A 20753-nucleotide genomic window follows, 5' to 3' on the forward strand; every position below is an offset into this window, starting at 1 on the left:
CCCGTCTCCGAGACGCTTTCGGTGAGCCGTCGGATCTGCTGCCCGCGACGCCGCTGCAGTCCGGGCTGCTGTTCCACACGCTCTATCAGCAGGCCACCGACGCGCCCGAGGACGTGTACGTGGTGCAGCTCGTCCTCGGTCTCGAGGGAGAAGCTCGACGAACAGCGTCTGCGCGCGGCCACCGTCGCGCTGCTGCGTCGCCACCCGCACCTGGGCTGTGTCTTCGCGGTCGAAGGCGTCGACCGGATCGTCGCCGTCGTCCGCGAGGGAGCCGAACCGGACTGGCGCACAGTAGATTCGACGGCACTGCCGGAATCCGAGCGCGAGCCCGCCGTGGCGGACGCGCTGCGCGCCGAACGCCGCCGGATCGATCCGGCCGCCGCGCCGCCGCTGGCGTTCTGCCTCATCCGGACCGGGGAGCGGGAGTGGCGGCTGGCGTTCACCCACCACCACGTCCTGCTCGACGGCTGGTCGGTGGCCAATGTGCTGCGCGAGACGATCCTGCTGTATCTCGGCGCGGAACTGCCGCCCGCGCCACCGTTCCGCGACTATCTGCGGTGGCGGTCCACCCGGGACCGCGCCGCGGCCCGGGACGCATGGCGGACCGCGTTGCGCGACTGCCGCCCGACACGCGTCAGCCGAGCCGGCCGGTCCGGCTGGTCGGAGCAGCCGGAGGTGCACGAATTCGTGCTGCCGGACGCGCTCGCGAAGCGCATGCCACAGCGCGCGGCCGAGGCCGGACTGACCCTCAACACACTGGTCTCGGCGGCGTGGGCGCTGGTCCTGGCGCACCTCACGGGCAGCGACGACGTCGTCTTCGGCACCACCGTGGCGGTCCGCCCGGCGGACCTGGACGCCGAGCGGATGGTGGGCCTGATGATCAACACCGTTCCCGTCCGGGTCCGGCTGCGGCCGAGCGACACCCTCGCCGACCTCGCCGCCGGGCTGCAGGCGGCGCGCGCCGCCCTCTACGAGCACGACCACCTCGGGCTGCACGAGATCGAAGAGGTCGCGGGCAGCGCCGAATTGTTCGACACCTCGGTCGTTTTCGAGAACTATCCGGTGCAGGTCGACGACCTGGGCGACACCGGCCTGCGCGCACGCATGGTCGACGTCTTCGACCGCCCGCACTACCCGGTCGCCTTGGTCGTGGTGCCCGGCGCCGAGCGCACCGTCTTCCGACTGGCGGTGCGGCCCCGGCAGCTGGCCTGGTCCGGCACCCCGGCAGACTGGTGGGATCGCTTCCGCGCGGCCTGCGCGGCGCTCACGGACGCTCCGGAACGGACCGTCGCGGGCACCGATCTGCTGGGCCGCGCGGAGCGGAGCCGGATGCTGGAGTGGGGTCGCGGACCGCACATCGATCTCGGGAAGGACTGTCTGGCAACAGTTTTCGAGGAGACAGCGGGTCGGCACGCCGATCGCGTGGCAATCCGGTCGGAAGCTGCCGAGCTGACCTTCGCGCAACTGCACGGGAGGGTCCGGCGGCTGGCGGGGTATCTGGAGCGCCGCGGAGTAGGTCCGGGCGTCGCGGTCGGCGTCACGCTGGAACGTTCCGTCGAGGTGGCGGTGGCATTCCTGGCCGTGGTGCGACTCGGCGCGCTGATCGTGCCGCTGGACCACCGCTTCCCGGCGGACAGCAAACGAAACGTGTTGCGGCACACCGGTGCCGATGTGCTGCTCGACGCCGCGGCGATGGCCGCCGCGGACCGCGCCCCGGACGGCGACGGACTCCGGACCGTTCCGGTGGACACGCCCGCCTGCCTGATGTTCACCTCCGGGTCGACCGGCGTGCCGAAGGGCGTCGTCGTGACCCACCGCAATATCCTCGCGCGGGTCCGGGAGCGGGCCCGCACCGGTGACGCGGCGGACCGAATCCTGTTCCACTCCCCGCATTCCTGGGATTTCGCCGTCCACGAGGTGTGGTTGCCGCTGCTCACCGGCCGCTGTCTCGTCGTCGCCCCCGCCGGGGACCCGGATCCCGCCGAGTACGGCCGCATCCTGCGTGACGGCGGGGTGACGACCGCGTCGGTGGCCACCGGGCTGTTCGACGTCCTCAGCGAGCACTGCGCGGCGGAACTGGCCCGGGTGCGGCTGATCGTCGCGGGATCCGCGCTCGCGCCCGCCGCGGTGGCCCGGGTGCGGGCGGCGCGGCCGGACGCCGTCGTGGTGAACGGTTTCGGTCCCGTGGAGGCGACGTTCATCGCACTGGCGCATACGGTTTCGCCGCACGAGCCCGACGGCCCGGTGCCGATCGGCCGCCCGATCGCGAACAGTTCGGCGTTCGTACTGGATTCGATGCTGCGCCCGGTCCCGCCGATGGTCGTCGGAGAGATCTATCTGTCCGGGCAGGGCCTGGCGGACGGCTACCATCGCCTGCCCGGGGCGACGGCCGAGCGTTTCGTCGCGTGCCCGTTCGGGCCGCCCGGCGCCCGCATGTATCGGACCGGCGACCTCGGGCGCTGGGACCGGCACGGCGTCATGCATTTTCACGGCCGATCGGATCGGCAGGTGAAGGTGGGCGGCTTCCGGGTAGAGCCCGGAGAGGTGGAGGCGGCGTTGCGGCGCGACCCGGCGGTCGCGGCGGCCGTGGTGACCGCGCGCACCGGGCCGGGCGGCGTCGCGCTGGTCGGATACGTCGTGCCCCGCGGCACGGTGGACCCGGTGCGGGTGCGCGCTGAACTGCTCGAGCAGCTCCCCCGCTATCTGGTGCCGTCGGTCGTGGTGGAGATCCCCGAATTGCCTTTGACGGCAACGGGAAAGGTCGATGTCGACGCACTGCCGGAGCCTCCGCGCGGCGACAGCCGTGCGGTGCGCTCACCCCGGCAGCAGATTTTGGCGGGACTGTTCGCCGCATCCCTCGGCGTGAGTGCGGTGGGTGTCGACGACGACTTCTTCGCGCTCGGCGGGAACTCGCTGTCGGCGATGCGGCTGGTGGGCCGGATCCGGTCCGCGCTCGGCGCGCCGGTGTCGCTGCGGGACCTGTTCGAGGCGCCCACGGCGATCGGCATGGAGCGCCATCTCGGCACCCGCACCACCGAACCGGCCGCCGCGGTCGCAGGCCCGGTTACGCGGCCCGGCGTGCTGCCGTTGTCGTCTGCGCAGCAACGGTTCTGGACCGTCAACTATCTCGGCGGACAGCGGCCCGACTATCTGCTGGCGGCGGCCGTCGAAATGCGCGGCGACCTCGACGTGGCGGCGCTGCGGGCCGCCGTCGGCGATCTCGTCGCCCGGCACGAGATTCTGCGCACCGTACTGCCGTACACCGAAGACGGTCCCGCACAACAGATCGTGCCCGCCGACGCCGTGCGGATCGGCCTGCCCGCCCGCGACCTCGCGGCGGCCGAACTGGACGGCGCGCTCGCGCGCGAGCTGGAGCGCGGCTTCGACCTGCGGACCCAACTCCCGGTGCGCGGCAAGCTGTTCCGGCTCGCAGCGGACCGGCATGTGCTGTTCGCGATGATGCATCACGCGGCCGTCGACGGCGAATCCCTCGTCGTCCTGCGGCGCGACCTGGCCACGGCCTACGCCGCGCGACAGCAGGGCCATGTGCCCGAATGGCCCGGGCCCGCAGCGCAATACGCGGACCATGTGCTGGCCCTGCGCGCCCGGCTGGGTGACGAGGCGGATCCGGGGTCGGTGCTGCACGCGCAGTCCCGGTATTGGCGTACGAAGCTCTCGGATCTGCCCGAGGAACTGTCGCTGCCCTTCGCCCGGCCACGTGCCGAGCTGACCGACCGGGCCGCGGCGGCGGTGCCCGTCGATCTCGACGCGGCGGCGGTGGCGCGGGTGGCGCGTGCCTGTGCGGCAACGTCCTACACCGTCGTGCACGCCGTGCTGGCCGCGGCGCTGAGCGCGGCGGGAGCGGGGCGCGACGTGCCGATCGGTGTGGCGGTGAGCGGACGCGACAGCGAGGAACTGGACACCATGGTCGGGTGCCTGATCGACCTCGTGATCGTGCGCGTCGACACCGATGCGGGCGGCCGGGCACTGGTCCGTGCGGTGCGCGACGACCTGCTCGCGGCGGTCGATCATCGCGACTACCCGTTCGACCGGATGGTCGAGCAGGTGAACCCGCGCCGCGCCGCGCACCGCCACCCGCTGGTCCAGGTGGCGGTCACCTACCGCGTCGAAACCGGTGGGCCCGAACCCCTCCCGGACGCGCACCCGTACCCGCTGCCCGCACCGACGACCGAATTCGACCTGCTCCTGGAGCTGACCGAACGCCCCGCTCCCGGATCCCTTTCGGGCACGCTGATCTACCCGGAACAGCTGTTCGAACGCCCGGTGATCGAACGCCTGGCCACGGATATGCGTGACCGGTTGGCCTCCTTGCAGGCCGAATGCGAGTCGGCGGAGTGAGCTGACAACCCCGGCTAGCCCTGCAAGCGACACGGGAAAAAATCTGTGGTGGTGACTGTAGACATCTGCGTTCGAGGCGTGTAACTTCTGTGATGCGAACGAAGAAGGAAGTCTCCAATGGCACGGGAGATGACGAACTACCCGTGAGGTTGAGAGGACGGCGGGCGGCTCGGAGATCAGCACGATGGAGGATCTCGCCGCCCGCCGGACCGGCAAGCGCAGTGCAAGGAAGTGGAAACACCCCCGTGAGGAGAAGGGAGCAGTTATTGCCGGGTCATCTACGAACATGTGGTTCGGGTGATCACCGGCGTTTCGGATACATGTCGGAAGATAAACCAATTCCCCCTTTCAGTGCCCCGGCGCCCCAGGCGCCGGGGCACTCCGACGTATGGAGACCGCACGATTTCTGACCCTGGCAGCAACGACAAGTTCGACGACGACGATTACCCCGCCTACACCATGGGCCGTGCGGCGGACATGCTCGGTACCACCCAGGCGTTCCTGCGCAGCCTGGACGAAGCGGAGCTGATCACCCCCCAGCGCTCACCCGGCGGGCATCGCCGCTACTCCCGCGCCCAGCTGCGTATCGCCGCCCGCGCCCGAGAACTCATCGACCAGGGCACCCCGCTCGAGGCCGCGTGCAGGATCATCAGCCTCGAAGACCAACTCGCCCGAGCCCAGCAGCACAACGCGTCCTCCGAGCGGGCCACCACTCCGGAACACGACTAGGCAGTGTCTCCCCATGGGTTACGCGACGTTCGCGCGGGCCTATCGATTCACTCGATGGTTTCGTCGGCGAGGTGTTGGAGGTAGCGGGCGAATTGGCGGCGGTCGTGTTCGTTCCACGCCGCGGTGAGCTGGTATCCGGCCGCGACGGCCGGCCTTTCGGGGTCCACGGCACAGGAGGCGGCGATGTCCATCGTTCTCAATCACACGATCGTCCCTGCGACCGACAAGCAGGCTGCGGCAACATTTTCCGCTGAACTGACGGGGCTGTCGGTATCCGCTGTGGCGGAAGCGGGCGCCACCAACCGCGTGACGTCAGCGCGGCGAGCCCGGCGCCTGCCGTGTTGACCAGTACGTCGTCGACCGACGACACCCGGTCCAGCTGCAGTACGTACTGCGCGACCTCCACCGAGATCGAGCAGCCCGCCGCGAGAGCCGAGATCCGCGGGAGCGAGGCCAACGCCGGAAACCGCAGCGGGGCAAGCAATCCCAGCGCAGCGAAGACCAGCAGATTGCCGACGATCTGAATCGTCGCCGTCACCGGGCCGGCCGACAGGACCGCGAGCAGGTCCCGCAGCGGGACCAGGCTCACCCGGCCGGGGACGGCGCCGGCCCGGGCGCCCGGCAACATGATCAGCCACACCCACGGCACCGTCCCGTAGACGATGCCGACCTCGGCCAGCGACTTGCGCCACGCCCACGGCGACGCCGTGCCGGTGGCGATCCGGCGGCGCGCCAGCGCCCACACCGTGAGCCCGGCCAACGGCAAGGCGGCCAGCGTGAGCAGTGCCACGCCGTTGAACGTGTACAGCCAGACATGCCGATCCGCGGCGATGCCGCCTCCGGGCGTGGATCGCAGCGGCATCAGCAGCGGCCGCCGCAGGACATACGCGACAATCGCCGTGCCGACGATCACCAGACCGGCCGGCACGGCCCTACGGACCCGGCCGCCCGGCGCCGCCAGTGACGAGGAATTCTCCATTCCCCAATAGAAGCCGGAAGACGGTTGCCGTGCCGTATGCGATTTTCGATACGCCCGCGATACACCGGCCCTGGACTCCAGCTCGGCCACGCGGTGGCGCAGAAGCCGTCGTTCCGGCTCGGTGGTGAAGCGGCGGGAGGGGACCGGCCGGGGTGACTCATCGCGAGCCTCGCGGTGCGCGGGGTACCATCACGGTAAGCGCTTCGGTTGAATCGTGATCTCCCTGCCGCCCGAACGGGGTCTCCCTAACCTCGGTGCGGCATCGAAATGCCCGCGAGACAAGGTAATTCGTCGCGGCTAGTGGGATGTGGGTGCAAGAGTGAGCAGCACGGACGACAGGTCGAAGAACCTGTTCAGCCACCTCGACGGACCAGTCGAGACCGGTTCGGCGCCCAGTGGCGACGGCGTATACCGCCTCGAATTCAGCGCCGCCCCGGATACCGTGGGCACGGACAACACCACGGGCGGCGACGGTCGATGATCGGAAACGACACTCCCGGGATCAGAGGGTAATCACGACCTTTCCGTGGACGTGCCGCCCGGCCTGCAGTGTGACGGCCTCGCGGATCTGCTCGAGCGGGTAGGTCGCGGCGATCGGCACGGTCAACTCGCCGGTGCGCACCGCGTCGGCGATTCGCGTCATGGCGTCAGGTCCCGCGTCGATGCCGCCGGTCGCGCGCACGCCGCCGGGCGGGTTCGGGCCCGCGGCGATCGTGGAGATTCGCTCGGGCCGGACGCCGAGAGCCAGTGCGGTCTCGGCTGTTTCGGTGCCGACCAGGTCGGTGGCCGCGGTGACGGCTCCGGGTGCCAGCGTGTGTACGCGATCGACTAGTCCGGCGCCGTAGGCCACGGGCTCGGCGCCGAGTCTCCGGAGGAATTCGAAGGTGCTCGGTGCGGCGGTGCCGATCACTCGGGCGCCGGCGAGTTTGGCGAGTTGTACGGCGAAGATGCCCACACCGCCCGCCGCGCCGCCGATCAGGACGGTGTCGCCGGACCGCAGGCCGATCGCCGCCAAGGCCGCGGCGGCCGTCATGCCTGCCACGGGAAGGGCGGCCGCGACCTCGTCGCTGATGCCCTCCGGCGTGTGCCAGACCGCCTCGGTCGCTCCGCCGGACGTCCCGAGCACCACGTAATCGGCGGCGGCCCGGCCCAGCGCGCCACCGTAGACGCGGTCGCCCACCGCGAAACCCGCTGCACCGGTACCGATTTCGTCCACAATCCCGGCGAAGTCGTAGCCGAATCCGGCGGGCACGGTGATACCGAACTGCGCGGCCGCTTCGGGTCGGGAGACAAGGCCCCAGTCCATGGGGTTCAGGCCGGCGGCGGTGACGCGCACGCGGATCTCGCCCGGCCCGGCGTGCGGCTCCGGGACCTCCCGCACCCGCAGTACTTCGGGACCTCCGAACCTCTCGTAGATGACGGCACGGCCCATGGCTACCTCCAGTGATAGGACTTGGTCCCGTCACTCTACACCGGTGACGGGACCAAGTCCCGTATGCTGTTCGGATGGCTCGCTGGCAACCCAATGCCCCGCAGCGCCTCGTCGTCGCCGCGCTCGAGCTGTTCGAGGAGCGGGGCTACGACAACACGACGGTGGTCGAGATCGCGGAGCGCGCCGGGCTCACGAAGAGCAGCTTCTTCCGGCATTTCCCGGACAAGCGCGAGGTGCTGTTCGGCGGTGACACGATGACCGACCTGGTCGCCGCGGGGATCGCCGCGGCGCCGGACGAGGCGACCCCGCTCGAGGCGGTGGCAGATGCCCTGGACCTGATCGGACGGGAAGCCTTCACACCCGATCGCCGCGCCTTCGGTGCCCGGCGGCGGGCGGTGATCGCCGCAAATCCGGAATTGCGCGAACGCGAGGCGCTGAAGGGGCTCCGCCTCACCGCCGCGGTGAGCGAGTCACTCGAGCGCCGCGGCATTCCCGGCTTGACCGCGCGTGTGGCGGCGGAGCTGGGCGCACTGGCCTGGGATCTCGCCTACGAGCGGTGGAGCGACCCGGCCGCTGATGCGGAGTTCGGTGACCTGGCCCGGCGGGCACTGGCCGAAGTGCGCGCGGCGGGGTCCAGGTGCTGAGGGGCGTTGAGAAAAAGCAAAACCCGCGCCGTGGCGCGGGTTTCACAGGTTTACCGATACCGGCTAGATAGCGCGGACGCTCTGAGCCTGGGGGCCCTTCTGGCCCTGCCCGATCTCGAACTCGACACGCTGCCCCTCCTCGAGGGACTTGAAGCCGGAGCCGGAAATCTCGGAGTAGTGGACGAAAACATCCGGGCCGCCACCGTCTTGCGCGATGAAACCGAAGCCCTTTTCGCCGTTAAACCACTTCACACTGCCTTGCGACATACTTTGTCTTAACTTCCTGTTGCGAGCCGGGCGATCACTTCAACAGCCCGTACCCGTCCCCCAGCATGCCACACTTCCGGCCCGAAGGCCGCATAGGGCATGGTGACCTATGCCGCAGTCGCGGCAGTGCGAGGAGTGATACCGGTATGGACCAGCAGATACTCACGGAGACCCTGCGAAAATTCCGACCCGTCGAGATTCCGCTGCAGGGTCGGCGCGGCGCGGCGATTGTGATCCCGGTCGGCGTGCGGCAGGGGGAGCCCGTCGTCTGCCTCACCAAGCGCAGCACGTCGCTGCGCTCGCATCCGGGCCAGTACGCCTTTCCCGGCGGGCGCATCGACAGCGGCGAGACGGCGGTCGAGGCCGCTGTCCGCGAGTTGTCCGAGGAACTCGGCGTCCGGGTGACGCCCGCCCAGGTTCTCGGCCGGCTCGACGATTTCGCCACCAAGTCGGGATATGTCATGTCACCGTTCGTGGTGTGGATCGGGGACGAGGTCGAGGCGATACACCCGAATCCCGGCGAAGTCGCCGAGGTGTACCTCGTGACGCTCGATGAAATCGACGTGGACCCGCTCTTCGTCAGCGACCCGGCCGTCGCGGAACCCATTGTGCAGTGGCCATTTCGGGGCGCACTCGTGCACGCGCCGACCGCGGCCGTCCTGCACCAGTTTCGCGAGGTGGTGCTGCACGGCCGCCACACCCGCGTAGCGCATTTCGGACAGCCGGTGTTCGCCTGGAAATAACCGCCCGGTATCGCCGCGCCGTCACGGCGCGGCAGAGCCGTCGCGAGATTCGTTCGCCCGGCGCGCCAGGACGCGCGTCCCCGGCCCACTGGCGGCGCCGGGGCCGGGCAGCGCCGTCACCTTCGTGGCCCGCACCGGTTCGCGGCACGCCGAGCAGCAGACCTGCGGGGTGAATTCCGCACCGCAATCATCGTGAATCAGGCGCACCGGCGGCCCGCCCGGCGGCGTGACCCACTTGTCGCCCCAGGCCATCAGGGCCAGGAGTACCGGCACGAGGTCGCGCCCGGCCGCGGTGAGGTGGTACTCGTGCCGCGGCGGCCGATCCTGATACGCCCGCCGTTCCACGATGCCGTCGCCGATCAGCGTCTCCAGCCTGCGCGTCAACAGGTTTCGCGAGATGCCCAGGTTCTCCGCGATGTCGTCGAACCGGTGCAGGCCCAGGTGGAGATCCCGCACGATCAGCAGCGTCCACCATTCCCCGACGCGTTCCAAGGACTGCCCGATCGAGCAGTGCATCTCCGCGAAGCTGGTCCGTTGCATGTTCCCCAGTCTAGAGGGTTGATTGTTTGAACTCACTCGGCGTACGGTTGCCGATCATAGGGTTCAATGAAAGGACTTACCAATGCCGTTCGTGGAGTTGTTCGTTCCCAAGGGTTCGCAGGACCAGGGCAGCCGAGAGGAGATCGGTGGTCGCCTGGTGTCGGAGGTGATGCTCGCCGAGGGCGCGCCGGACACCGAGGCGGCGCGGTCGATCTCCTGGCTGGTGGTGAACGAGATCGACGCCTGGTTCGTCGGCGGGCGGCGGCTGCCCGCCGGAGAGAAGCCGAAATACGTGGTGCGAGTGGGTGTTCCGGCCGGTTCGATGAACGACGACAAGCGTGCCGACATCGTGCGCCGGGTCACGAAGGTGCTCGCGGACGCCGACGACGATCCGGCGCGTTTCGCCGAGGCCGCCACCGCGTGGGTGCATATCAACGAGGTGCCGGAGGGCAACTGGGGTGCGCGCGGGGAGATCGTGCGGATCGAGGACATCATGTCGTTGGTGGCGGGCGCGCCCGCGCGGTGAAACGGTCGACTCGGCATCGGTCGCCGGGCATAGTGGTGCGATGAAATACGTGCTGCTGATCTGCGATGACGAGTCCGTCTCGCCGAGCAACGAGGAAATCGCGGCCGATCCGGCGCACCGCGCGTGGCACGCGGACGCGGAGCGGCGTGCCACCCTGCTCGGGGGCGCGCGGCTGCGCCCGGTGGCGGACGCGACGACGGTCCGGGTCCGCGACGGCGAAACGCTGGTGACCGACGGTCCGTTCGCCGAGACCAAGGACTTCATCGGCGGTATCGACATCATCGACTGCGCGGATCTGGACGAGGCGCTCGCGATCGCGGCGGGTCACCCGTACGCCCGCCACGGTTGCGTCGAAGTCCGCCCCGTCTGGGAATGACCGCGTCGGACGCGGTGCGCGCCGCGGTCGAGGCGGCGTATCGCGAGGAGTGGGGTCAGGTGGTCGCGACGCTGATCGGGGCGACCGGCGACTGGGATCTGGCCGAGGACTGCGCGCAGGAGTCGTTCGCCGCGGCCCTGGCCGCCTGGGAACGCGACGGCATTCCCGATCGGCCGGGCGCCTGGCTCACCACGACGGCCCGCAACCGCGCCATCGACCGCCTGCGCCGCGACACCACGGGCCGCGCCAAACTGCGTGAACTCGCCGTTCTGGCGCGGGAGCCGGAAGGTGGCGCGGGAGAAGAGATTCCCGACGAACGACTGCGGCTGATCTTCACCTGCTGCCACCCCGCCCTGGCCCTGCCGGCGCGCGTCGCACTCACCCTGCGCACCCTGACGGGCCTGAGCACCGCCGAGATCGCGAAGGCGTTCCTGACCACCGAGACCACCATGGCGCAACGGCTGGTGCGCGCGAAGCGCAAGATCGTCGAAGCCGGAATCCCGTACCGGGTGCCGCCGGTGGATGCGCTGCCGGAGCGGATGTCCGCGGTGCTCGCCGTGCTGTACCTGATCTTCAACCAGGGTTACGACGAACAGGACGGGCCGCGGGCGCTCGCGGGCGAGGGCATCCATCTCGCGCGGGTGCTGGTGCGGCTGTTGCCATCCGAACCCGAGCCGCGCGGCCTGCTCGCGCTGTTGCTGCTGTCGGAGGCCCGCCGCGCCCACCGGACCGTCGACGGTGTGCTGGTTCCCCTCGAGGAACAGGACCGTTCCCGGTGGGACGGCGCACTGATCGCCGAGGGAGTCGCGACGCTGGAGACGGCGCTGGCCGTGCGGCGGCCCGGCCCGTACCAGGTGCAGGCCGCGATCGCCGCGTGTCACGCCACCGCGCCCGACGCCGCGGCGACGGACTGGTGGCAGATCGCGGCGCTGTACACCGAACTCGCCCGCTTGGCGCCCTCGCCGGTGGTGGATCTCAACCACGCGGTGGCGATCGCCATGGCCGAGGGTGTCCCGGCGGGCCTCGCCCGCGTCGACGAACTCGCCGAATCCGGTCGGCTCGCGGGCTATTACCTGCTGCCCGCGACCCGCGCCGATCTGCTCCGCCGCGCCGGGCGGGTGACCGAGGCCGCCGCCGCGTACGAGCAGGCGCTCGCCCTCGCGCCCACCGCTGCCGAGCGCCGATACCTCACGGGCCGGTTGCGGGCGCTCTGACCTGCACGGCGGCCCGCCCGTAGGAAATTTTCGAAAAATCTCCCAGCCGGTGTCGATCCCGGTCGACCTCGTTCGTCGGTGGGCAAAACCCACCGAACAGAGAGGTAAGACCGATGTCGCACACCGATCACCTGACCGCCACCATCACCGTCGACCACACCCCGGAGGAGGTCTTCGCGGCAGTCACCGACGTACGCGGATGGTGGAACGCCAACATCATCGGCGCCACCGCCGCCCGGCACGACGAGTTCGTCTTCACCGACGACTGCGAATATCCGGGCGAAGCCGCGCGGGCGGACACCGGAATTCGCTTCTGCCGGTTCCGGATCACCGAGTTCGTGCCGGGCGCCCGCGTCGTCTGGCACGTCGTCGACTCGTACCTCGGTTTCGTCGCGGACCACGACGAGTGGACCGGCACCGACGTCGTCTTCGACATCGCGGCCACCCCGGAGGGCACGACGCTGCACTTCGTCCACCGCGGCCTGACCGCCTCCGAATCGGAATGCTTCCAGGCCTGCTCGCGCGGCTGGACCTTCTACATCACGAAGAGTCTCCCGCAATTGCTCGCCACGGGCGCCGGGGACCCGATCGCGAAGTACTGACCGCCCGCGCGTCGAGAGGACACGAATCATGACATTGATCGAAAAGACCGCGCGGAAAACGATTTCGGAATCCGGCTGCGCCCGCCCGGTGCGGCGCGGCCTCGTGCTGGGGCTGGTGTGCGCGGCCCAGTCCATGGTGTCGGTCGACATCGCCATCGTGAACGTGGCGCTGCCCTCCATCCAGCGGGATCTGCACGTCGGCAATGGCGGCGCCCAATGGGTCGTCGTCGCCTACGGCCTGCTGCTGGGCGGGTTTCTGCTCGTCGGCGGGCGGCTGACCGACCTGGTGGGGCGGCGGCGGATGCTGCTCGCCGGGCTGACGCTGTTCACCGGTGCCTCGTTGCTGGCGGGGCTGTCGCAGAGCTTGGGTCTGCTGGTCGCCGCTCGGGGCTTGCAGGGTTTGGGCGGTGCGCTCGTCGTGCCCGCGGCGTTGTCGCTGCTCGCCGTCACCTTTCGGGAAGGGCGCGAACGTAATCGGGCTCTCGGCGTCTTTGGTGCCGTGGTTGGCGCGGCGGGGACGCTCGTCGTGGTCGCGGGCGGGCTGATCGCCGGTGGTCCCGGCTGGCGCTGGGCGTTCTTCATCAACGTTCCGGCCGGGCTGGCGCTGCTCGCGATCGTCGCGGTGTATCTCGTCGCCGACCGCTCCCGCGACCGCTCGGGGCGGCTCGACCTCGCCGGCGCGGGCACGGTGACCAGCGGGCTGCTGCTGTTCGTCTACGCGCTGCACCATGCGGCGACGCACGGCTGGACCGCGGCATCCACTCTGGCGTGGGGCGGTGCGGCCGCGGTGGCGCTGGCGGCGTTCGTGGTGATCGAGACGCGCGCGGCGGTGCCGCTGGTGCCCGCGGCGGCGGTCCGCAACCGCACGCTGCTCGGCGCGAACCTCACGGCGCTGTTCGGCTTCGGCGCATTCTTCTCGTTCATCTTTCTCGGATCACTGTTGATGCAGCAGGAATTCGGCTACTCGCCGGTGCGGACGGGGCTGGCGTGGCTGGCGACCACCACGACCGTGTTCGTGACCTCGACGGCCGCGGGCCGACTCGCCGCGGCGGTGAGTGTCCGCCGGATGCTGATCACCGGGCTGGCGCTCATCGCCGGGGGCATGCTGTGGCTGACGCAGATCTCCGCCGACGCCGGATATCTCGCCGGGCTGCTCACGCCGTTCCTGCTCGCGGGGCTCGGCTTCGGGCTGTGTGTCCCGTCGCTGCAGATCGGCGCGCTGGCCGGGGTCACCGAGGCGGAAACGGGATTGGCCGCCGGTCTGATCGAGACGATGCGGGAGATCGGCGGCGCGGCCGGGGTCGCCGCGGTCTCGACCGTGCTGGTGGCCGGTACCGGGCTCGGCGGTTTCCATGCCGCGTTCGCGATGACCGCGGTGCTGGCCGTCGCGGGAATCCTCACGGCCGCAACCGTATTCGGGCGGGGGAGCGCGGTCCGGTAAGCGCGGTGACCGCCCGCGCCGCCGGTGCCGCGGGCGGTCCATCCGGCCGCTGCGTTAAGCGCATTGCAAGATACCCGCTAGCGGCCCTGCGCAGAATCGGGCGAATCCACTACCGGACCACACTCGCGATACAGGGCCACACGATATGCAGATGATCCCAGGCCGGCACGGGAGCGACGACAGCGACTCCGAGGCCGCGACGCCACTCGACGACTACAGTCTCGGGCTGATTTCCGCGCTCGAGCTGCGACCCGACGCTCGTCTCCTCGATATCAGCGCCGCACCGGTCGGGCTGGCGGCGGCGCTCGCGGCGAAATATCCCGCGGCCCGGGTGAGTACCGCGGATCACCGGACGCTGTCGGCCGGTTGCCGGGTCGGCACAGTGTCCCCGAATTCCCCAGGGCGACAACGCGGCCGGAGATTCGATCTGATTCACTCCCGGCTCACGCTCGGAAAGGCCGCCGCGCGCAACAGCATTGTGGCGACCGCGACCACCATGCTGCGTCCCGGCGGCGTCCTGATGCTCACCGAGCCCTATCAACTCGACGACGCGCCGGACCCCGTCCTGGGCAAGGTGCTGGCGGCCTATCACGATCACGCCGTGCGGACCGGGGCGGCGCTGACCTGGATTCGCACCGTGCCGTCGCTGCTCACCAGATTGGAATTCACCGATATCCAGGTGCACGCGCTGCCGATCCGGCTCGGGGGCGGCGCACAGGATCAGTGGTGGGGCGGAATCGAATCCGCCCACGACCGGCTCGACGTATCACCCGCCGACATCCGCGACGCGCACCACATGTCCAATTCCCCCGGCTGGCTGGACATTCCGCAGATCCTGCTGACCATCATCGCCCGAAACCACCAGGCCACCGGCCCATGTTTCGGTCAATCCGCATTCCCGCGGTAACGTCGCGCTTGATAGTCGGACTCTCCATAATGAAGAATGGGGTTTCCGGCTATGTGAAGGGACTGGCATGAACGCTTCGGTCCATGAGGAACCAGCGGCGGATCTCGACGAACTCCGGCACTTCCGCGATGTAGAGGCCATCAAGCAGTTGAAGGCGCGGTACTGTCGGTATCTGGACATGAAGGACTGGGCGGCATGGCGGGGGTTGTTCACCGATGATTTCGTCGGTGATACGTCCGAGGTGGGCGGGCGGCTCGTCACCGGCGCCGACGCGTTCGTGCAATTCCTGATCGCCACTCTCGGCAAGCCCGCGCGTATCACCGTGCACCAGGTGCACGCGCCGGAGATAGAGCTGACCTCGCTCACCACCGCCCGCGGCTGCTGGGCGCTTCAAGATGTCGTGGCCTTGGCTCCCGGACTGCATATGGTCGGTTACGGGCATTACCACGAGACCTACGAGAAGACCGACGGCCGTTGGTACATCAAGACCTCCAAGCTGACTCGGCTGCGCGAAGACCTCCACACCCCGATCGTCTCCGTCCGAATCCCGGCGCGGTTGCGTGATGCGGCGGGCGCGGCCGCGGCACGGAGGTCGGTGAGATGACCGATACCGTTCTCGTCACCGGCGCCTTCGGTCAGGTCGGCAAGCGCTGCGTGGAGATCCTGCTGTCGCGCGGCCGCACCGTCGTCGCCACCGACCTGCGCACCGAGGCCACCCTGGCGGCCGCCGCCGGTGTGGACGCCCCCGGGCACGACGGCACGCTGCACACCGTCTACGCCGACCTGCTCGACGAAGCGACCGTCGGCGCGCTCGTCGCCGAGCATCGGCCCGGCGCGATCGTCCATCTCGCGGCGTTGTTTGCCCCGCGGTCGTACCGGAATCCGGCCTCGGCGAGGCGGATCAGCGTCGAGGGCACCACCGGTCTGGTCCGGGCCGCCCACGCCCTCGCCGAGCCGCCGCTGTTGCTGTACGCCTCCAGCGCCGCGGTCTACGGCTCCCGCAATCCGCACCGCTATCCCGAGCTGATCACCCCGGACACCCCGGTGCACCCGATCGATCAATACGGCGAGGACAAGGTGCTGACCGAGGCGGTCGTCACCGGCAGCGGACTGCCGCATGCGATCCTGCGCCTGGGCGGAGTGCTCTCGCCCGACGGCACGGCCGGCGTCAACGGCGACTACCTGCTGCTCATGCGCGCCACACCCGGCGACAACCGGCTCCACGCCGTCGACGCGCGCGACGTCGCGACCGCCTTCGTCAACGCCGTCGACCGCCGCGCCGCCGTCGACGGCAAGATCCTGCTCATCGCGGGCAACGAGACCTACCGGCACACGCATCGCGATGTCGAGGACGAGATGCTCGCGGCCTTGGGCATCGGCCGCCTCGGACCGTCCGCGAGCCTGCCCGGCGATCCCGGCGACGACCGCGGCTGGAGCTTCACCGGCTGGTTCGACACCACCGAATCCCAAGCCCTGCTCGACTATCAGCACCACGACTGGCAGCAGACCGTCGACTGGATCGCCCGAAGCCAACCCCGCGCGATCCGGGCGGCGCTGCACGTCCTCGGCCCGGCGCTGCGCCCGATCCTGCGCACACTCCTTGCGCGGCAAAGACGTTCGGAACGCCGCGGCCCCTACGCCGATCCGTGGAAACTCATCGCCGCCAAGTACGGCCCCGACGTCCTCGCCTCCGGCGGCTCCATCGCGAAAGACAGTGGCGCGGGCGCCATTCCGCCGATGCCGGACTAGCGGCCCACGGATCGCCCGCGACCCGCGGTGGCGTGTACACGGCGTCGGCTCGCCACGAATTGCGGTGTGCGTCCGAATGGCATTGCCGGGCAATGTCGTTTGCGCGGATCAACGACTCCGGCCGGACGGCTGTCGCCTGGGTGTCGAATTGCCCAGTGCCGCAGTCGATCACGGTGCTGCGGACAGTGGCGAGGCGGTCGGTCCGAGCGTCCGCTGTGGATTCACGGCAGCGGGGCGGGCCGGTATCGGCTATCCGGAAGTCCGGGCCGGACCAGCACCTCTATCCCCGCCTCGCCGCCGCGCAGGGTGTCCACGATCGCGGCGGCCACTGTGTCGGCCGACAGCATCGCGATACCGGCGGACCGGAACCGATCCCGCCCGGGAGCCGTCAGCGGCGTGTCCACCAGGCCCGGACAGACCGCGTTCAGGCGGATGTTCTCCTGTGCGAGCGGCCCGGCCAGCGACCGCACCAACCCGATGACGGCATGTTTGGTCATGGCGTACACGGGATCCTGCGGCGTCGCCCGCACGGCCGCGAGCGAGGCGGTGACGACAATGGCGCCACCGCCGCCGCGACGCATGACCGGCAGCCCGGCCCGCAATCCCCACATCACCGCGTGCTGGTTGACGCCCACTACCGCGTGATAGCGGTCGAGGTCCAGGGCGGCGGGGTCCTTGTCGGCCGAATTGCGCCCCGCGTTGAGCACCAGCAGATCGAGGCGATTCCCGGCGGCCGCGACGGCGCGCACGGAGGATTCCGGATCGGTGAGATCCGCGACGACGGCCACCCCGCCGATCTGCTCGGCCACCTCCTCGACGCGTGGATCGTGGTCCACCACAACGCAATCCACCCGCTGCGCCGCGAGCAGCCGGGCGACGGCCGCGCCGATCCCACCGGCCGCCCCGGTGATCACCGCCGTCTCACCATCGGTTTCCCTTCTGGCACCGTCACTCCGGGCGGCGGTCACGGCATGCCGCCGTCGCAGCGGAGGATGGAACCGGTGGTGTAGCTGGCCGCATCGGAGGCGAGATACAGTGCGGCGCCGACGATTTCGGAAGGCTCGCCGATGCGTCGCAGGGCATGGGCGGCGAACGGATTCCGCCCGTCCTCGAGGTTGCCGAGGTCCCATCCGGCGGTGGCCTCCGTGCGGTGCGGGCCCGCCATGAGCGTATTGACCCGCACGGCCGGGCCGAATGCCAGGGCCAGTCCCTCGGTCATCGCATTGAGCCCCGCCTTGGCGGCCGCGTACGGCACGATCGACGGCCGGGGCCGGATGGAGCCGGTCGAACTGACGTTGATGATGGAGCCCCGCCCGGCGGCCACCATACGCTCGCCGATCAGCGTCGATAATCGGAAGGGCCCCTTGAGATTCAGGGCGACAACGGCGTCGAACAGTTTCTCGCTCACCGAGGTCAGGCTGTCGTAGACCGGCTGCATACCGGCGTTGTTGATCAGCACATCCACCGTGCCGAATCGCTCGTACGCGGCCTCGACCAGCCCGTCGAGCTGATCCCAGCGACCGACGTGCACGCCGTAGGGCAGCGCGGCGCGACCGGTCCGGCGGACGATCTCCGCGGCCGTGGCCGCACAGTTGTCGTAGTCGCGACTGGCGATGACCAGGTCGGCGCCGCATTGCGCTGCGGCGAAGGCCATTTCGCGTCCCAGCCCGCGACTGCCGCCGGTGATCAGGACGACCCGGCCGGTCAGATCGAACAGGTTGTCGGCGAATCCCATGCGCTGCTCCCGGTTCATCCGCGGTAGGTCGTGGTCTCCGCGAGGTCGGCGGCCGACCGCATGAGCGGCGGCACGATCGCACCGAAGGCCCGCAGTTTGGGGTTGTCTCCCGCGCGTTGGAAACCCTGCTCGAGCACGATGGCGAGCTTCCATTTCGCCAGCACGAGGTAGTAGTCGAGATCGTCGACCTGGCGACCGGACACCTCGGCATAGTGCGCGACCAGTTGGTCCCGGGAGGGCATGTACCGCAGGTCGACATAGCTGGCCCGCGACGCCTCGGCGGAGTGGGTGTCGGCGGGCCAATCGCCCAGCGTCCACGCGAGATCGAGTTTCGGATCGCCGACCGTGCCCATCTCCCAGTCGACGATCGCGGCGAGTCGCGCCGGCCCGCCGTGGTGATACATGACGTTGGCCCACTGGTAGTCCCCGTGCATCAGGCCGGGCACGAAATCCAGTGGCCGATGGGCGTTCAGCCACGCGGTGACGACGTCCATGCCCTCGAGATCGCGGCCCTTGCTCCGTTCGAACACGCTCGTCCAGCGCGACACCTGCCGATCGTGGAAGCCGTCGGGCCTGCCGAGGTCGCCGAGTCCGCGCGCTCGCCAGTCGACCCGCGACAGCAGCGCGATGCTCTCGACCAGCTGATAGGCGAGTCCGGCCCGGGCCGGCGCATCGCTGCCGAACGGTTCGGGCCACGCCCGCTGATGCTGCATCGGCGACCATCCGTCGATGTAGCCCATCAGGAAGAAGGTCCGGCCCAGCACGTCCGGATCGGTACAGACCGCGACCGCGTCCGGGTGCGGCACATCGGTTCCGTCGAGCGCCTCGGTGATACGCCATTCGCGCAGAATTCCCTTGTCGCGCTCCGCCGGGGCGGCGGCGGGCGGGATGCGCAGCACACTGCGGTGGTCGCCGCGGCGGAGGTCGTAGATCTCGTTCTGCGCACCGCCCGACAGTTGCGTGACGGTGAGTGGCTCGCCGGCGCCCGGAATCCCGGTCCGGTCCAGCCAGTCGGTGAGCCGTGCGATATCGAGGGCGGTGGCTTCGGCGGTGTGCTCGGTCATCGGTTTCCCACTTCGTGTTCGAGGAATTCGGCGTACCGGGCCAGTGCCGCTTCGCGTTTCGCGGGGATCCACTCGGTGGGCCACATCCCGGTGGCGGGGGAGTAGTCGCGCAGCACCTGCCTGGCGACGGTGGTCTTGTGTACCTCGGTGGGGCCGTCGGCCAGGCCCATGACCGCCGCGCCGTGGATCATCCGCATGAGCGGCACTTCGTCGGTGACGCCGAGCGCCCCGTGGATCTGCATGGCGCGCCAGGCGATGTCGTGCAGCACCGTGGGCATGACGACCTTCACCGCGGCGATGTCCTTGCGCACCTTCTTGTAGTCGTTGTGCTTGTCGATCTCCCAGGCGGTGTAGAGCACGAACAGCCGGAACTGCTGCAACTGCGCGTAGGAGTCGGCGATGAAGCCTTGCGTGAACTGCTTGTCCGACAGCCGGCTGCCCGCGGTCTCGCGACTGAGCGCGCGTTCGCACATCATGTCCAGCGCCTTGCGCGCCAGGCCGATGGTGCGCATCGCGTGGTGGATGCGCCCGCCGCCGAGCCGGGTCTGCGCGATGACGAAGGCCTGCCCCTCCCCGCCCAGCAGCGCCGAATCCGGCACCCGCACGCCGTCGTAGTGAATCAGGGCGTGCTGACCGGTGGCCTCGGGTTCACCGTAGAGCCGCACGTCCCGGACGATCTCGATGCCGGGGGTGTCGGCGGGCACCAGGAACATCGACATCCCTTGGTACGCACCGGCTTCCGGGTTGGTGATCGCCATGACGATGAGGAACGCCGCGGTGCGCGCGTTGGAGGAGAAGTACTTCCAGCCGTTGATCACCCAATCCGACCCGTCGCGGGTCGCGACGGTGCTGAACTGCCGCGGATCGGCCCCGGCCTGCGGTTCGGTCATGGAGTAACACGAGAACAACTCGCCCTCCAGCAGCGGCCGCAGGTACCGGTCCCGCTGCTCCGCGGTGCCGTAGTGGGCGAGGATCTCGGCGTTGCCGGTGTCGGGCGCCTGACAGCCGAACACGATCGGCGCCCAGGACGACCGGCCCAGAATCTCGTTCAGCAGCGCCAGTTTCACCTGCCCGTGTCCCTGGCCGCCGAGGTCGGGGCCCAGGTGCGTCGCCCATAAGCCCTGTTCGCGTACGCGGTCCTTCAACGGTGTGATGGCCTTGCGGCGGCCGCCGTCCAACGGCACGAACTGCTCGTGCGGCCAGGCCAGATCCAGTGGCTCCACCTCCTCGCGCACGAATCCGTCGGCCCAGTCCAGCTTTGCCTGGTACTCGGGTTCGGTCTCGAAGTCCCAAGCCATACGACCCACCTCTCGGGGAGAATGCTGTTTCTGACGGTCAGAATATCGTTCTTGGCTCGCGAAGTGCAATTGTCGATTTTGGGGATCTGTCATCTCCAAAATTGGTAACTTTGTTACCGAAGGTGGCGTCGAGACCTCCTGGAGAGGA

22 protein-coding genes are annotated in these 20753 nt (G+C 69.7%); 13 read left to right on the top strand and 9 right to left on the bottom strand.

Annotated features, from left to right (window positions below):
• Positions 1 to 21 precede the first annotated feature (21 nt).
• Complete coding sequence (locus ACFMRZ_RS00900; protein ID WP_400177470.1) at positions 22 to 4359, top strand: amino acid adenylation domain-containing protein; 4338 nt, start codon at positions 22 to 24, stop codon at positions 4357 to 4359.
• Between the two features lie 459 nt (positions 4360 to 4818).
• The gene (locus ACFMRZ_RS00905; protein ID WP_280275725.1) at positions 4819 to 5088 is read left to right on the top strand and encodes a MerR family transcriptional regulator; all 270 of its coding nucleotides are present in this window, start codon (positions 4819 to 4821) and stop codon (positions 5086 to 5088) included.
• A gap of 47 nt (positions 5089 to 5135) precedes the next feature.
• Here ACFMRZ_RS00905 and ACFMRZ_RS00910 read toward each other — a convergent pair whose 3' ends face one another.
• Together ACFMRZ_RS00910 and ACFMRZ_RS00915 are read right to left on the bottom strand one after the other, a co-directional pair.
• The gene (locus tag ACFMRZ_RS00910) at positions 5136 to 5288 is read right to left on the bottom strand and encodes a hypothetical protein (protein ID WP_400177471.1); all 153 of its coding nucleotides are present in this window, start codon (positions 5286 to 5288) and stop codon (positions 5136 to 5138) included.
• Positions 5285 to 6067, bottom strand: a complete 783-nt coding sequence (locus ACFMRZ_RS00915) for a VanZ family protein (RefSeq protein ID WP_400177472.1) — start codon at positions 6065 to 6067, stop codon at positions 5285 to 5287. Before ACFMRZ_RS00915 ends, ACFMRZ_RS00910 begins: the two co-directional genes overlap by 4 nt.
• Positions 6068 to 6386: 319 nt before the next feature.
• Here ACFMRZ_RS00915 and ACFMRZ_RS00920 point away from each other — a divergent pair, with 319 nt between their 5' ends.
• Positions 6387 to 6548, top strand: coding sequence for a hypothetical protein (locus ACFMRZ_RS00920; RefSeq protein ID WP_280275723.1), 162 nt, complete (start codon positions 6387 to 6389; stop codon positions 6546 to 6548).
• A 21-nt stretch (positions 6549 to 6569) separates the two neighbouring features.
• On the opposite strand, the gene ACFMRZ_RS00925 is transcribed toward ACFMRZ_RS00920, so the two are convergent.
• On the bottom strand, positions 6570 to 7499 hold the full coding sequence (locus ACFMRZ_RS00925) for an NADP-dependent oxidoreductase (protein WP_400177473.1): 930 nt from the start codon (positions 7497 to 7499) through the stop codon (positions 6570 to 6572).
• 74 nt (positions 7500 to 7573) lie between these two features.
• On the opposite strand from ACFMRZ_RS00925, the gene ACFMRZ_RS00930 reads away from it, so the two are divergent.
• Positions 7574 to 8143, top strand: coding sequence for a TetR/AcrR family transcriptional regulator (locus tag ACFMRZ_RS00930; protein WP_400177474.1), 570 nt, complete (start codon positions 7574 to 7576; stop codon positions 8141 to 8143).
• 63 nt (positions 8144 to 8206) lie between these two features.
• On the opposite strand, the gene ACFMRZ_RS00935 is transcribed toward ACFMRZ_RS00930, so the two are convergent.
• Positions 8207 to 8410, bottom strand: coding sequence for a cold-shock protein (locus ACFMRZ_RS00935; protein ID WP_067590617.1), 204 nt, complete (start codon positions 8408 to 8410; stop codon positions 8207 to 8209).
• Positions 8411 to 8556: 146 nt separating this feature from the next.
• On the opposite strand from ACFMRZ_RS00935, the gene ACFMRZ_RS00940 reads away from it, so the two are divergent.
• The gene (locus ACFMRZ_RS00940) at positions 8557 to 9153 is read left to right on the top strand and encodes an NUDIX hydrolase (protein WP_400177475.1); all 597 of its coding nucleotides are present in this window, start codon (positions 8557 to 8559) and stop codon (positions 9151 to 9153) included.
• A gap of 21 nt (positions 9154 to 9174) precedes the next feature.
• Here ACFMRZ_RS00940 and ACFMRZ_RS00945 read toward each other — a convergent pair whose 3' ends face one another.
• Positions 9175 to 9693 (bottom strand): helix-turn-helix domain-containing protein, encoded by a 519-nt coding sequence (locus ACFMRZ_RS00945; protein WP_280275719.1) that lies wholly within the window; start codon positions 9691 to 9693, stop codon positions 9175 to 9177.
• A gap of 82 nt (positions 9694 to 9775) precedes the next feature.
• On the opposite strand from ACFMRZ_RS00945, the gene ACFMRZ_RS00950 reads away from it, so the two are divergent.
• From ACFMRZ_RS00950 to ACFMRZ_RS00985, 8 genes are all read left to right on the top strand, one after another.
• The gene (locus tag ACFMRZ_RS00950; protein WP_400177476.1) at positions 9776 to 10219 is read left to right on the top strand and encodes a 4-oxalocrotonate tautomerase family protein; all 444 of its coding nucleotides are present in this window, start codon (positions 9776 to 9778) and stop codon (positions 10217 to 10219) included.
• 40 nt (positions 10220 to 10259) lie between these two features.
• Positions 10260 to 10595 (top strand): YciI family protein, encoded by a 336-nt coding sequence (locus tag ACFMRZ_RS00955; RefSeq protein WP_280275717.1) that lies wholly within the window; start codon positions 10260 to 10262, stop codon positions 10593 to 10595.
• Positions 10592 to 11809 carry an RNA polymerase sigma factor gene (locus ACFMRZ_RS00960; RefSeq protein WP_400177477.1) on the top strand — a complete coding sequence of 406 codons (1218 nt, stop codon included), beginning with the start codon at positions 10592 to 10594 and terminating at the stop codon, positions 11807 to 11809. The genes ACFMRZ_RS00955 and ACFMRZ_RS00960 overlap by 4 nt, the downstream gene beginning before the upstream one ends.
• 113 nt (positions 11810 to 11922) lie before the next feature.
• Positions 11923 to 12411 (top strand): SRPBCC domain-containing protein, encoded by a 489-nt coding sequence (locus ACFMRZ_RS00965; protein ID WP_400177478.1) that lies wholly within the window; start codon positions 11923 to 11925, stop codon positions 12409 to 12411.
• A gap of 28 nt (positions 12412 to 12439) precedes the next feature.
• The gene (locus ACFMRZ_RS00970) at positions 12440 to 13852 is read left to right on the top strand and encodes an MFS transporter (protein WP_400177479.1); all 1413 of its coding nucleotides are present in this window, start codon (positions 12440 to 12442) and stop codon (positions 13850 to 13852) included.
• 151 nt (positions 13853 to 14003) lie between these two features.
• Positions 14004 to 14759 (top strand): hypothetical protein, encoded by a 756-nt coding sequence (locus ACFMRZ_RS00975; protein WP_400177480.1) that lies wholly within the window; start codon positions 14004 to 14006, stop codon positions 14757 to 14759.
• 67 nt (positions 14760 to 14826) lie between these two features.
• Positions 14827 to 15363 (top strand): nuclear transport factor 2 family protein, encoded by a 537-nt coding sequence (locus ACFMRZ_RS00980; protein ID WP_400177481.1) that lies wholly within the window; start codon positions 14827 to 14829, stop codon positions 15361 to 15363.
• Positions 15360 to 16508 (top strand): NAD-dependent epimerase/dehydratase family protein, encoded by a 1149-nt coding sequence (locus ACFMRZ_RS00985; RefSeq protein ID WP_400177482.1) that lies wholly within the window; start codon positions 15360 to 15362, stop codon positions 16506 to 16508. The genes ACFMRZ_RS00980 and ACFMRZ_RS00985 overlap by 4 nt, the downstream gene beginning before the upstream one ends.
• A 221-nt stretch (positions 16509 to 16729) precedes the next feature.
• On the opposite strand, the gene ACFMRZ_RS00990 is transcribed toward ACFMRZ_RS00985, so the two are convergent.
• The 4 genes from ACFMRZ_RS00990 to ACFMRZ_RS01005 are packed head-to-tail and all read right to left on the bottom strand — an operon-like array spanning position 16730 to position 20605.
• Positions 16730 to 17422 (bottom strand): SDR family oxidoreductase, encoded by a 693-nt coding sequence (locus ACFMRZ_RS00990; RefSeq protein WP_400177483.1) that lies wholly within the window; start codon positions 17420 to 17422, stop codon positions 16730 to 16732.
• Positions 17423 to 17472: 50 nt separating this feature from the next.
• Positions 17473 to 18243: an SDR family NAD(P)-dependent oxidoreductase gene (locus tag ACFMRZ_RS00995; protein WP_400177484.1), complete on the bottom strand. Its 771-nt coding sequence runs from the start codon at positions 18241 to 18243 to the stop codon at positions 17473 to 17475.
• Between the two features lie 14 nt (positions 18244 to 18257).
• Positions 18258 to 19307: a phosphotransferase family protein gene (locus ACFMRZ_RS01000; RefSeq protein ID WP_400177485.1), complete on the bottom strand. Its 1050-nt coding sequence runs from the start codon at positions 19305 to 19307 to the stop codon at positions 18258 to 18260.
• Positions 19304 to 20605 carry an acyl-CoA dehydrogenase family protein gene (locus tag ACFMRZ_RS01005; protein WP_400177486.1) on the bottom strand — a complete coding sequence of 434 codons (1302 nt, stop codon included), beginning with the start codon at positions 20603 to 20605 and terminating at the stop codon, positions 19304 to 19306. The genes ACFMRZ_RS01000 and ACFMRZ_RS01005 overlap by 4 nt, the downstream gene beginning before the upstream one ends.
• Positions 20606 to 20753 lie beyond the last annotated feature (148 nt).

It is taken from the genome of Nocardia sp. N2S4-5 (assembly GCF_044628355.1).
Classification (GTDB): Bacteria; Actinomycetota; Actinomycetes; order Mycobacteriales; family Mycobacteriaceae; genus Nocardia; species Nocardia wallacei_B.

What these genes read in the sequence shown, in the direction of transcription:
- ACFMRZ_RS00925 (WP_400177473.1), bottom strand. Translation starts at nt 7,499, where the DNA reads ATGGGCCGTGCCGTCATCTACGAGAGGTTCGGAGGTCCCGAAGTACTG.
- ACFMRZ_RS00975 (WP_400177480.1), top strand. Translation starts at nt 14,004, where the DNA reads ATGATCCCAGGCCGGCACGGGAGCGACGACAGCGACTCCGAGGCCGCG.
- ACFMRZ_RS00970 (WP_400177479.1), top strand. Translation starts at nt 12,440, where the DNA reads ATGACATTGATCGAAAAGACCGCGCGGAAAACGATTTCGGAATCCGGC.
- ACFMRZ_RS00945 (WP_280275719.1), bottom strand. Translation starts at nt 9,693, where the DNA reads ATGCAACGGACCAGCTTCGCGGAGATGCACTGCTCGATCGGGCAGTCC.
- ACFMRZ_RS00905 (WP_280275725.1), top strand. Translation starts at nt 4,819, where the DNA reads ATGGGCCGTGCGGCGGACATGCTCGGTACCACCCAGGCGTTCCTGCGC.
- ACFMRZ_RS00960 (WP_400177477.1), top strand. Translation starts at nt 10,592, where the DNA reads ATGACCGCGTCGGACGCGGTGCGCGCCGCGGTCGAGGCGGCGTATCGC.
- ACFMRZ_RS00940 (WP_400177475.1), top strand. Translation starts at nt 8,557, where the DNA reads ATGGACCAGCAGATACTCACGGAGACCCTGCGAAAATTCCGACCCGTC.
- ACFMRZ_RS00965 (WP_400177478.1), top strand. Translation starts at nt 11,923, where the DNA reads ATGTCGCACACCGATCACCTGACCGCCACCATCACCGTCGACCACACC.
- ACFMRZ_RS01000 (WP_400177485.1), bottom strand. Translation starts at nt 19,307, where the DNA reads ATGACCGAGCACACCGCCGAAGCCACCGCCCTCGATATCGCACGGCTC.
- ACFMRZ_RS00985 (WP_400177482.1), top strand. Translation starts at nt 15,360, where the DNA reads ATGACCGATACCGTTCTCGTCACCGGCGCCTTCGGTCAGGTCGGCAAG.
- ACFMRZ_RS00935 (WP_067590617.1), bottom strand. Translation starts at nt 8,410, where the DNA reads ATGTCGCAAGGCAGTGTGAAGTGGTTTAACGGCGAAAAGGGCTTCGGT.
- ACFMRZ_RS00915 (WP_400177472.1), bottom strand. Translation starts at nt 6,067, where the DNA reads ATGGAGAATTCCTCGTCACTGGCGGCGCCGGGCGGCCGGGTCCGTAGG.
- ACFMRZ_RS00995 (WP_400177484.1), bottom strand. Translation starts at nt 18,243, where the DNA reads ATGGGATTCGCCGACAACCTGTTCGATCTGACCGGCCGGGTCGTCCTG.
- ACFMRZ_RS00930 (WP_400177474.1), top strand. Translation starts at nt 7,574, where the DNA reads ATGGCTCGCTGGCAACCCAATGCCCCGCAGCGCCTCGTCGTCGCCGCG.
- ACFMRZ_RS01005 (WP_400177486.1), bottom strand. Translation starts at nt 20,605, where the DNA reads ATGGCTTGGGACTTCGAGACCGAACCCGAGTACCAGGCAAAGCTGGAC.
- ACFMRZ_RS00955 (WP_280275717.1), top strand. Translation starts at nt 10,260, where the DNA reads ATGAAATACGTGCTGCTGATCTGCGATGACGAGTCCGTCTCGCCGAGC.
- ACFMRZ_RS00950 (WP_400177476.1), top strand. Translation starts at nt 9,776, where the DNA reads ATGCCGTTCGTGGAGTTGTTCGTTCCCAAGGGTTCGCAGGACCAGGGC.
- ACFMRZ_RS00980 (WP_400177481.1), top strand. Translation starts at nt 14,827, where the DNA reads ATGAACGCTTCGGTCCATGAGGAACCAGCGGCGGATCTCGACGAACTC.